At 76.0% G+C, this 10,702-nt stretch carries 9 protein-coding genes; 6 read left to right on the forward strand and 3 right to left on the reverse strand.

Features of this window, described 5'->3' with window-relative positions; all coding sequences use genetic code 11:
- The first annotated feature begins 11 nt into the window (after positions 1-11).
- Together GQS09_RS23625 and GQS09_RS23630 are read left to right on the forward strand one after the other, a co-directional pair.
- The gene (locus tag GQS09_RS23625) at positions 12-1,589 is read left to right on the forward strand and encodes an iron ABC transporter permease (RefSeq protein ID WP_165989508.1); all 1,578 of its coding nucleotides are present in this window, start codon (positions 12-14) and stop codon (positions 1,587-1,589) included.
- Positions 1,586-2,749, forward strand: coding sequence for an ABC transporter ATP-binding protein (locus tag GQS09_RS23630; RefSeq protein ID WP_165989491.1), 1,164 nt, complete (start codon positions 1,586-1,588; stop codon positions 2,747-2,749). Before GQS09_RS23625 ends, GQS09_RS23630 begins: the two co-directional genes overlap by 4 nt.
- Positions 2,750-2,768: 19 nt before the next feature.
- Here GQS09_RS23630 and GQS09_RS23635 read toward each other — a convergent pair whose 3' ends face one another.
- Both GQS09_RS23635 and GQS09_RS23640 read right to left on the reverse strand, forming a co-directional pair.
- Entirely contained in the window at positions 2,769-3,488 is a 720-nt protein-coding gene (locus GQS09_RS23635; protein ID WP_165989493.1) for a response regulator transcription factor, read from the reverse strand.
- On the reverse strand, positions 3,485-4,816 hold the full coding sequence (locus GQS09_RS23640; RefSeq protein WP_165989495.1) for a sensor histidine kinase: 1,332 nt from the start codon (positions 4,814-4,816) through the stop codon (positions 3,485-3,487). Before GQS09_RS23640 ends, GQS09_RS23635 begins: the two co-directional genes overlap by 4 nt.
- 287 nt (positions 4,817-5,103) lie before the next feature.
- Between GQS09_RS23640 and GQS09_RS23645 the strand changes: the two genes are divergently transcribed.
- Positions 5,104-5,733, forward strand: a complete 630-nt coding sequence (locus GQS09_RS23645) for a hypothetical protein (RefSeq protein ID WP_165989497.1) — start codon at positions 5,104-5,106, stop codon at positions 5,731-5,733.
- Here GQS09_RS23645 and GQS09_RS23650 read toward each other — a convergent pair.
- Entirely contained in the window at positions 5,710-6,426 is a 717-nt protein-coding gene (locus GQS09_RS23650; RefSeq protein ID WP_165989499.1) for a gamma-glutamyl-gamma-aminobutyrate hydrolase family protein, read from the reverse strand. The genes GQS09_RS23645 and GQS09_RS23650 overlap by 24 nt on opposite strands.
- Before the next feature lie 253 nt (positions 6,427-6,679).
- Here GQS09_RS23650 and GQS09_RS23655 point away from each other — a divergent pair, with 253 nt between their 5' ends.
- The 3 genes from GQS09_RS23655 (at position 6,680) to GQS09_RS23665 (ending at position 10,413) form a co-directional block, all read left to right on the forward strand.
- The gene (locus GQS09_RS23655) at positions 6,680-8,047 is read left to right on the forward strand and encodes a glutamine synthetase family protein (protein ID WP_165989501.1); all 1,368 of its coding nucleotides are present in this window, start codon (positions 6,680-6,682) and stop codon (positions 8,045-8,047) included.
- Between the two features lie 86 nt (positions 8,048-8,133).
- On the forward strand, positions 8,134-9,600 hold the full coding sequence (locus tag GQS09_RS23660; RefSeq protein ID WP_165989504.1) for an aldehyde dehydrogenase: 1,467 nt from the start codon (positions 8,134-8,136) through the stop codon (positions 9,598-9,600).
- Positions 9,601-10,413 carry a 3-oxoacyl-ACP reductase gene (locus GQS09_RS23665; protein ID WP_165989506.1) on the forward strand — a complete coding sequence of 271 codons (813 nt, stop codon included), beginning with the start codon at positions 9,601-9,603 and terminating at the stop codon, positions 10,411-10,413. It begins immediately after the preceding gene.
- Positions 10,414-10,702: the final 289 nt, after the last annotated feature.

Consider the following 10,702-nt stretch of genomic DNA (forward strand, 5'->3'; position numbering starts at 1 on the left):
CGGACCGGGCCGTGTCCGGCCGCCGGGGGCCCGGGCGGCTCCGGCACTTCCGCGGCCCCGGCCGCCCGCGCGACCGCCGCATCCCCCCGGTCCTCGCCCTGCCCGCGGCGCTCACCGCCGCCTTCGCCGTGCTGCCCCTGGTCTACCTGGTGGTCCGGGCCACCGAACACGGCACCGGCCACGCCTGGCGGCTGGTCGCCGACACCCGCACCCTGGACCTGCTCGGCAACAGCCTCCGCCTCACCGGCACGGTGGTCGCCGCCACCCTGCTGCTCGGCATCTCCCTGGCCTGGCTCACCGAACGCACCGCCCTGCCCGCCCCCCGTCTGTGGTCGGTGCTCGCCACCCTGCCGCTGGCCGTGCCCAGCTATGTGATGTCCTTCAGCTGGCTCTCCGCGGTGCCCGCCGTCCAGGGCTTCACCGGCGCCGCGCTCGCCCTCAGCCTGGCCTGCTTCCCCTACGTCTATCTGCCGGTCGCCGCCGTGCTGCGCGGCATCGACCCCGCCCAGGAGGAGGCGGCCCGCTCCCTCGGCCACGGCCCGCTGCGCACCTTCCTGCGCGTCACCCTGCCGCAGCTGCGCCCGGCCGCGGCCGGCGGCGCCCTGCTGGTGGCGCTCTACGTGGTCTCCGACTTCGGCGCGGTCTCGCTGATGCGCTACGACACCTTCACCCGCGCCATCCACACCTCCTACCGGGCCAGCTTCGACCGCACCCCGGCCGCAGCGCTGTCCTGCGTCCTGGTGCTGCTGACCGTGCTGCTCGTCGCCGCGGAGCGGCGCACCCGGGGCCGGGCCCGCTACGCCCGCACCGGCCGCGGCACCGCCCGCCCGGCACCCCGGCTGCCGCTGGGCCGGCTGCGGCTGCCGGTGCTGCTCTGGCCCGGCCTGGTCACCGCCGCGGCCGTGGTCTTCCCGGTGGCCACCCTGCTCTACTGGATCGCCGCGGGCTCCTCCGCCACCTGGCAGCCGGGCCGGCTCGCCGCCACCGCCTGGTCCACCGTGTCGGTGGCCGCGGCCGGAGCCGCCCTGACCGTGCTGCTCGCCCTGCCGGTCGGCATCGTCGCCGCCCGGTACCGCAGCCGCACCGCCCGGCTGCTGGAGCAGGCCGCCTACGCCGGGCACGCGCTGCCCGGCATCACCGTGGCACTGGCCTTCGTCTTCCTCTCGGTGCGCTATGCCTACCCGCTCTACCAGCAGTATCCGCTGCTGGTCCTGGCCTATGCGGCGCTGTTCCTGCCGCTGGCGGTCACCGGCGTGCGGGCCGCCGTGCTCCAGGCCCCGGAGGAACTGGAGGAGGCCGCCCGCTCCCTGGGCCGCACCCCGTTCCAGGCCCTGCGGCAGGTCACCCTGCCGCTGGCCGCGCCCGGCGTCGCGGCGGGCGCCGCCCTCACCTTCGTGGTGATCATGAAGGAACTGCCCGCCACCCTGCTGCTCCGCCCCAGCGGCATGGACACCCTGGCCACCCGGCTGTGGACGCACACCGACGACTACGCCTACGCCGCTGCCGCACCCTACGCCCTGACCCTGATCCTGATCGCCGCCGTCCCGGCCTATCTGCTCGGGCACGTCCTGAGGAGGAACAGCGCATGACCGACCTGCGGATCAGCGGACTCACCAAGAGCTACCGGCGCCCGGGACGGCCCGCGCGGCCCGTACGGCCGGGACGGGAGGGACGCCCCGGCGGGGACCCGGACGCGGGGCGGCCGGTGCTGGACGGCCTGGACCTGGCCGTGGAATCCGGTGAACTCACCGCCGTGCTCGGCCCCTCCGGCTGCGGCAAGACCACCCTGCTGCGCATCGTTGCCGGATTCCTGGCCGCCGATGCCGGCACGGTCGCCGTGGGCGGCCGGACGGTCACCGGCGACGGCGTGCACATCCCGCCGGAGAAGCGGGCCATCGGCATCGTCGCCCAGGAGGGCGCCCTCTTCCCGCACCTGACGGTGGCCCGCAATGTCGCCTTCGGCCTCGGCGGACCCCGCGGGTCCGGCCTGGACCGCGCCGCCCGGCGCCACCGGGTGGCCGGGATGCTGGAACTCGTCGGCCTCGCCGGCATGGGCGACCGGATGCCGCACCAGCTCTCCGGCGGCCAGCAGCAGCGGGTGGCGCTGGCCCGCGCGCTGGCCCCGCGGCCCGCCCTGGTGCTGCTGGACGAGCCGTTCAACGCCCTCGACAGCGCGCTGCGCACCGGGCTGCGGGCCGATGTGCGGGCCGCCCTGCGGGCCACCGGGGCGACCGCGCTGCTGGTGACCCACGACCAGCAGGAGGCGCTGTCCACCGCCGACCGGATCGCGGTGCTGCGGGACGGCCGGGTGGCCCAGTACGGCACCCCGGAGGAGGTCTACCAGCACCCGGCCGACACCTGGGTGGCCGGATTCGTCGGTGACGCCGTGCTGGTGCCGGGCCGGGCGGCCGGCGACGGCGGCACGGCCGCGGAAACGCCGCTGGGCAGCATCCCGCTCCGGCACGCCACCGGGGGCGGCACCGGTACGGGAACCGGCAACGGGCCCGGCACCGTGATCCTGCGGCCGGAACAGCTCGTGCTCTGCCCGCCCGGGGCGGGCAGCGTGCACGGCACGGTGACGGACATCTGCTACTTCGGCCACGACACCGTGGTCTCGGTCAGCGTCCCCGGCCTGGACACCGCGGTCGACGTCCGCCACCCCGGCCCGGTCCCGGTCCGGCGCGGCGAGCCGACCGGTCTCGCCGTCACCGGCGCCGCCGTGCTCCGCTCCGGCCCGGCCGCGGGCTGAGCCGCCCCGCCGAGCCGGATCAGAGCAGCCCCCGGTCGCGGGCGTAGAGCGCGGCCTGGGTGCGGTCGCGCAGCCCGAGCCGGCCCAGAATCCGCGAGATGTGATTCTTCACCGTGCCCTCGCTGAGGTACAGCCGGGCGGCGATCTCCCGGTTGGTGGCACCGGTGGCGATCTGCCGCAGCACCTCCACCTCCCGCCCGGTCAGCTCGCCGCCGGCCGGGCCCGGGCCCCGGGGCGTCCCCGCGGCGGTCTGCGCGGGCGTCTGCGCGGGCGTCTGTGCGGGCGTCTGCGCGGGCGCCGCCGCCGGGGGCAGCAGAGCGGCGGCCACCCGGCGGGTGACCGTGGAGTCGAACTGCGCCACCCCGGCGTGCGCCAGCCGCACCGCGGCCGCCAGCTCCGCCGCGGGCAGGCTCTTCAGCAGATAGCCGCCGGCCCCGGCCCGCAGCGCCCGCACCACGTACTCGTCGTCGTCGAAGGTGGTGAGCATCACCACCCGTACCCGCGGAGCGCGGCGGCGCAGCACCTCCACCGCCTCCACCCCGGTCATCCGGGGCATCCGCACATCCATCAGCACCACGTCCGGTGCCAGCTCCAGGCTGCGCGCCACGGCCTGCTCGCCGTCCGCGGCGCTGCCCACCACCTCGATGCCCGGCTGCAGGGCGAGCAGTGAGGCGATGCCCTCCCGGACCAGCTCCTGGTCGTCCACGACCAGCACCCGCACCGCCTCCTCCCCGGTCATGCGCCGGCCGCCCGGGGCACGGTGACGGTCAGGACGGTGCCGCCGCCCGGCCGGGCGGCGACCGTGACCGTACCGCCCAGCAGCCCCACCCGTTCGCGCATGGCGCGCAGGCCGAAGCCCTCGCCGGGCGCCGCCGCGCCGCCGGGGCCGCGGCCGTCGTCACCGATCACCAGCCGGGCCGCGGACGGCCCCAGGTCCAGCGAGACCGAGATCCGGGTGGCGGCGGCATGGCGGCAGGCGTTGGTCAGCCCTTCCTGGGCGGCCCGGTACAGGGCGGTGAGTGCGGCCGGGCCGTAGCCGTCCGCCCCCTGCCCGCCGATGTCCAGATCGATCCGCGGCTCGTCCCGGCCGCCCGCGTGCCGCACCAGGTCCGCCAGGGCCTCGGGCAGCGAGAACGGCGGCGTGCCGTCCTCGCCCAGGGCACGCACCGAGCGGCGCACCTCCTGCAGCGCCCGGTCCGCGGACCAGCGGGCGTCCGCCAGGGCCCGGGCGGCGACCGGCGGATCACGGTCGCTGAACGCTGCAGCCTTCTCCAGCTGGATGGCGACCGCGGTGAGATGGTGGCCGAGGCTGTCGTGGATCTCGCGGGCCAGTCGGTTGCGCTCGGCCGCGGTGGACAGTTCGGCGACCCGCGCGGCATAGGCGGACAGCCGGCGGTGGGATTCCTCCAGCCGGGCCCGGCCGCGCTGCTCGCCCGCGGCCATGGCCGCCATGGAGACCGCCATCGCCAGGCCCAGCACGAACATCACCAGGTCGGAGACGTACTCCGCCTCGGCGTACCAGCCCGGGACGGTCAGCGTGTAGCCGGTGAGCAGCAGCGCGGTGCAGCCGCCGGCCAGGGCGAGCGCCACGGCCGGACCGAAGGCGAAGTAGGCGGTGAACGGGATCAGCACGTACAGCGCCCGGGCCACTCCGGAGCCCTCCAGCCAGACCGCCGCCACGAACAGCGGCAGCCGGGCGAGCAGCAGCCCGGCCGCCTCCCGGGCCGGGGGGCGGTGTGCCGGGCGGGAGCGGCGGCGGTGCTGGAGTGCCTCCAGGGCGAACAGGGCCGCCATGGCCGCGGTGAACCCGGCCAGCCGCCCGGCCGCCACCGGCCGTTCGACGAGCAGCCCGTAGTACAGGCCGCCCAGCAGCACGGCCGTGTACAGCACCACGCCCACCCAGCGGGCGGAGGCGGGAACCACCGGCGCCCGCCGGACCGGGGACGGAGCGCCCTCCGGTCCCGTCTCCGGCTGCGTCTCCGGGCCGGCGTCCGGCCGCGGGGCGGCGCCCGGGCGGGCGGCGGCACCGGTGCCGGGGACGGCGGACCGGGTGGTGGTGTGGGACATCTGCCGCCTCCCGACTGACCGCGGGCGCCGCGCCCGCCGCTGTGCGGCCAGGCTAGGCGGCGGGCGGGCGGCCCTTCAATCGCCCGGCGGCCGGCTTGGCCCGAGGTCATGTGCCGATCGGCACAACGGCCGGGACCGCGGCCGGTCTTCCGGCCGGACGGCACTTATCCGCCCGCCCCGCGCCCGCCTACGGTCACCGCGTCCCGTCCCCGAGGGACAACCCCCTGAGCCGACGTGCGGCACGACGCACGAGACAGCACGAGACAGCACGAGACAAGGAGTTCTGGATGTCCGAGACGTGGCTGCTGCGCTTCGGCGCGGTCTGCGGTGTGGTCCTGGCCCTCTCCATCGGCGTGCCCGGCGCGGTGGAGGCGTTCACCGGCGAGACCGCGGCGACCAGCTTTGTCATCGGGCTGGGCACCGCCCTCGGCGCGCCCGCCCTGACCGGGCTGTACCTCCATCAGCGAAGGCGCCGCGGTGCGGCCGGCGGCGGGCGGTTCGAGCCGTTCGCCTATGCCGTCAATCTGCTCGGCCTGTGCCTGTTCGCCGGAGCGGCCTTCGCGCTGAACCTGGTGCTGTTCTTCCTGGACGAGGAGGTGGCCGAGGAGGTGATGGCCGGTCCGACGCTGGCCGCCGTGCTCGGTGCGGTGGTGCTGTTCGTCCTGGGAAGTGTGCTGTTCGGCGCCGCCATGGTGCGTGCCCGGGTGTTCCCCCGGGCCGCCGCCCTCGGCTATGCCGTGCTGTTCCCGCTGCTCGCGCTGCTCGCTCCGCTGCCGGACTCGCTGCTGGTCAGCGTGGTCCATGTGCTGGCCGGCGCGGCCCTGTTCCGGCTGTCGGCCGTGGTCTGGACGGACGCGGGGCGCCCGGCTTCGCCCGGTGGCCGTCCGGCGCGGTCAGCGGCCGGTGCCGTGCGCTGAGGCCGCCCGCACCAGTGCCTCGGTGAGCCGCAGATCGTCGCCCATCTCCGGATGCCACTGCACGCCGAGCGCGAAGCCGTGCGTGTCCACGGGCAGTTCCAGGCCCTCCACCGTGCCGTCCTCGGCCCGGGCGGAGACCGTGAGCCCGTCGCCGGTCCGGTCCACGGCCTGGTGGTGGTAGGCGGGCACGGTGACGGCCGCGTCGCCCAGCAGGGAGCCCAGCAGGGTGCCGGGCACCGGTGTGACCGGGTGGGAGGCGAACCGCCCGGCCGGGCCGCGGTGTCCGTCCAGGTGCTGGACCAGGGTGCCGCCGCGTGACACATTGAGCAGCTGCATTCCCCGGCAGATGCCCAGCAGCGGCAGGCGGCGCGCCAGCGCCGCCCCGATCAGCGCCAGTTCCCAGGTGTCACGCCGCCGGGCGGGCGGCCCGGTCCGGGGACCGGGCCCGGCTCCGTACCGGGCCGGGTCCACGTCCGGGCCGCCGGCGACGACCAGTCCGTCCAGCCGGGTGACGGCCGCCGCGGCGGCGCCCGGTGCCGGGTCGGGCGGCAGCAGCGCGGCCAGCCCGCCGGACCGCTGCACCAGGCGGTGGTAGCCGGCCGGCAGCAGCGCGGCCGGCAGCTCCCACACGCCCCAGCGGGCCTGGTCCTCCAGATAGGTGCTGATACCGATCAGCGGCCGGATCCCGGGCACGCCGTCACCTCCGTCGTCTCCGCCTGCCGCACCGGACGACTACCCGCCCGGGCCCGCCGCACCCGGGTTCCCCCCTGCAGCACCGTCAGCACTCCCGCACCTCGCACAGCGTCACCCGGCTGATGCCCAGCCCGCCGGCGCCGGCCGGTCCGGCCGCCGGGATCGCATCGGTCATACCGGGTCCTGCTTCCCGGGCAGAGGTCTGCACCGCTACCTTGAGACGCCCCGGCACCAGCCGACAGGGAGGCCGCACGTGGCAGACCGCAAGCCCCCGCTCGCCGTCGAGGAACTGCGCGACCTCGCCGGCACCGGGGAGATCGACACCGTCGTCCTGGCCTTCACCGACATGCAGGGCCGACTCCAGGGCAAGCGGTTCGCCGCCGGATTCTTCCTCGACGAGGTGCTCGACCACGGCACCGAGGGCTGCACCTACCTGCTCGCCGTGGACACCGAGATGAACACCGTGGGCGGCTACGCCATGTCCTCCTGGGAGCGCGGCTACGGCGACTTCGCCATGCACGGCGACCCGGTCACCCTGCGCCGCGTCCCCTGGCACCCGGGCACCGCCATGATCACCGCCGATCTGGCCTGGCACGACGGCACCCCGGTGACCGCATCCCCGCGCCAGGTGCTGCGCCGCCAGGTGGACCGGCTGGCCGAGTACGGCTGGACGGCGCTGGTCGGCACCGAGCTGGAGTTCATGGTCTTCCGGGACAGCTACGAGAGCGCCTGGAACACCGGATACCGCGGCCTGACCCCGGCCAACCAGTACAACGTCGACTATTCGGTGCTGGGCACCGGCCGCATCGAACCCCTGCTGCGCCGCATCCGCAACGAGATGGCCGGCGCCGGGCTGACCGTGGAGTCCGCCAAGGGCGAGTGCAACCTCGGCCAGCACGAGATCGCCTTCCGCTGCGCCGACGCGCTCACCACCTGCGACCAGCACGCGGTCTACAAGACCGGCGCCAAGGAGATCGCCGCCCAGGAGGGCGTGGCGCTCACCTTCATGGCCAAGTTCGACGAGCGCGAGGGCAACTCCTGCCACATACACTTCTCGCTGCGCGACCGGGGCGGCCACCCGGTGTTCGCGGACGGGGGCGCGCCGGACGGCCGGTCGGCCGTGATGCGGCACTTCCTGGCCGGGCAGCTCGCCGCGCTGCGCGAGTTCAGCCTGCTCTACGCCCCCGGCATCAACTCCTACAAGCGGTTCCGTCCCGGCTCCTTCGCGCCCACCGCGGTCGCCTGGGGGCCGGACAACCGCACCTGTGCCCTGCGGGTGGTCGGCCACGGCCACGCGCTGCGCATGGAGAACCGGCTGCCCGGCGGGGACGTCAACCCGTATCTGGCGGTGGCCGGCATGATCGCGGCCGGGCTGCACGGCGTCGAGCGGCGGCTGGAGCCGCCCGAGCCCTGCACCGGCAACGCCTACACCGGCGGCGCCCGGCACGTCCCGGCCACCCTGCGGGAGGCCGCCGCGCTGTGGCGGGACAGCGCCCTGGCCCGGGACGCCTTCGGCGAGGACGTGGTGGAGCACTACCACAACATGGCCCGGGTCGAGCAGGAGGCGTACGACACCGCGGTCACCGACTGGGAACGCTTCCGTTCCTTCGAGCGCATGTGACCGCCGCGGCTCCGCGCCCCGCCCCGCCCCGCCCCGCCGCGGCAGGCCGGCAACGGCACCGCCCGCCACCCGAAAGGCAGCACGTCGTGCACCAGCAGCCCGCCGGCGAGCCCGGCCCGGCTCCCGGGCCCGAGCACGAACTCCACGTCGTCAACCCGGCGACCGAGCAGCCGGTCGCCACCGTGCCCGGCACCACGCCCGGACAGGCCGGCGCCGCCGTGCGCCGCGCGGTCCGCGCGCAGCGGCGCTGGGCCGCGCTGCCGCCCGCGGACCGGGCCCGCCTGCTGCGCCGCTTCGCCGCCGAGGTGGACGCCCGCACCGAGGAACTCGCCCGGCTGGAGGTGGCCGAGGCCGGCCACACCATCGGCACCGCCCGCCGGGAGGCCGGCAATGTCCGGGATCTGCTGGAGTACGCGGCCGGGGGAGCGGAGCGGCTGACCGGGCTGCAGATCCCGGTGCCCGGCGGTGTGGACGTCACCTTCGCGGAGCCGCTGGGCGTGGTGGCGGTCATCGTGCCCTGGAACTTCCCCATGCCGATCGCCGCCTGGGGTGCCGCCCCCGCCCTGGCGGCCGGCAACGCCGTCCTGCTCAAGCCCGCCGAGACCACCCCGCTGACCGCCCTGCGGCTGGCCGGGCTCGCCCTGGCCGCCGGGCTCCCCGAGGACCTNACCGCCCTGCGGCTGGCCGGGCTCGCCCTGGCCGCCGGGCTCCCCGAGGACCTGTTCCAGGTGCTGCCCGGCGCCGGGCCGGTCACCGGGGCCGCGCTGGTCGGACACCCGGACGTGGCCAAGGTGGTCTTCACCGGCTCGGCCGCCACCGGCCGGGCGGTGATGGCCGCCTGCGCCCGCCGGGTCAAGCGCCTCACCCTGGAACTCGGCGGCAAGAGCCCCAACATCGTCTTCGCCGACGCCGATCTGGAGCGGGCGGCCGCCACCGCGCCCGCCTCCTTCCTGGACAACACCGGCCAGGACTGCTGCGCGCGCAGCCGCATCCTGGTCCAGCGCCCGGTCTACGAGCGGTTCCTGGAGCTGCTGGAACCCGCCGTGCTGGCGGTCCGGGCGGGTGATCCGGCCGATCCGGCCACCGGCATGGGACCGCTGATCTCCGCCGCCCAGCGGGAGCGGGTACGCGGCTACGTCCCCGAGGACCATCCGGCCGCCATCCGCGGCACCGTGCCGGGCGGCCCGGGCTTCTGGTACCCGGCGACCGTGCTGGAGGGGCACCGGGCGCCCGCCCGCGCCGCGGTGGAGGAGATCTTCGGTCCCGTCGCCGTGGTCACCCCGTTCGAGGACGAGGACGAGGCGGTGCGGCTGGCGAACGCCACCGAGTACGGCCTGTCCGGCTCGGTCTGGACCCGGGACGTGGGCCGCGCCCTGCGTGTGTCACGCGCTGTGCACGCGGGAAACCTGTCCGTGAACTCGCACAGCAGTGTGCGCTACTGGACGCCGTTCGGGGGCTTCAAGCAGTCCGGGCTCGGCCGCGAGCTCGGCCCGGACGCCCTGGCCGCCTTCACCGAGACGAAGAACGTGTTCATCTCCACCGAGGAGGACTGAGTGACCGGAACCGGTCCCGACGCGCCCGGTCAGGGCGGCGGCGCCGTCTGCCGCCGGCTGGCCGGCCGCACCGCCGTGGTCACCGGCGCGGGCAGCGGCATCGGCCTGGCCACGGTCCGCCGGCTGGCCGCCGAGGGCGCCCGGGTGGTGTGCGCGGACATCGACGAGCCGGCCGGGCGGGCCGCGGCCGAGGAGGCCGGCGGCCTGTTCGTGCGCACCGACGTCACCGACGCCGAGGACGTCGTCGACCTGTTCGCCGCCGCGCACGACGCCTGCGGCTCGGTCGACATCTCCTTCCACAACGCCGGCATCTCGCCGCCGGACGACGACTCCATCCTCACCACCGGCCTGGACGCCTGGCAGCGCGTGCAGCTCACCAACCTCACCTCGGTGTACCTGTGCTGCCAGGCCGTGCTGCCCTACATGCGCCGCCAGGGCCGCGGCTCCATCATCAACACCGCCTCCTTCGTGGCCGTGCTGGGCGCGGCCACCTCCCAGATCTCCTACACCGCCGCCAAGGGCGGGGTGCTGGCCATGTCCCGGGAGCTGGGCGTGCAGTTCGCCCGGGAGGGCATCCGGGTCAACGCGCTCTGCCCGGGCCCGGTCAACACGCCGCTGCTGACCGAGCTGTTCGCCAAGGACCCGCAGCGGGCGGCGCGCCGGCTGGTGCACGTCCCCATGGGCCGGTTCGCCGAGGCGGAGGAGATCGCCGCCGCCGTCGCCTTTCTGGCCAGTGACGACGCCTCCTTCGTCAACGCCGCCACGTTCCTGGTGGACGGCGGGATCTCGGCCGCCTATGTGACGCCGGAGTGAGGCACGCGGCGGCGTCGCCCCTGTGACGGCCGTGACGCCCGGCACCGGTGTGACGGCCGGAAAGCGCGCCCCGCGGCGGCGGACCAGGTACCCCTGTCCCCGCCATCGACCGTAAAGTGACCCCACCAGGCGCACCAGGCGGTCCGAATTCGCTTCAGGGGGCTACCACATGAACACCGAGCAGGGGCCGCGGCCGGGCGCTGTGCCACCGCCGGCGCCGCGGCCTGCGGACGGCCCGCCGCCCGTGGCGCCCCCTGCTCCCGCCGTGCCCCCGCCCCGCTCCCGCCCG

This window comes from Streptomyces sp. YIM 98790 (genome assembly GCF_011421595.1).
Lineage (GTDB): Bacteria > Actinomycetota > Actinomycetes > Streptomycetales > Streptomycetaceae > Streptomyces.

Excerpts from the sequence above, each read along its gene's own strand:
- GQS09_RS23630 (WP_165989491.1), top strand. The coding sequence starts at position 1,586 with ATGACCGACCTGCGGATCAGCGGACTCACCAAGAGCTACCGGCGCCCG.
- GQS09_RS23645 (WP_165989497.1), top strand. The coding sequence starts at position 5,104 with ATGTCCGAGACGTGGCTGCTGCGCTTCGGCGCGGTCTGCGGTGTGGTC.
- GQS09_RS23640 (WP_165989495.1), bottom strand. The coding sequence starts at position 4,816 with ATGTCCCACACCACCACCCGGTCCGCCGTCCCCGGCACCGGTGCCGCC.
- GQS09_RS23635 (WP_165989493.1), bottom strand. The coding sequence starts at position 3,488 with ATGACCGGGGAGGAGGCGGTGCGGGTGCTGGTCGTGGACGACCAGGAG.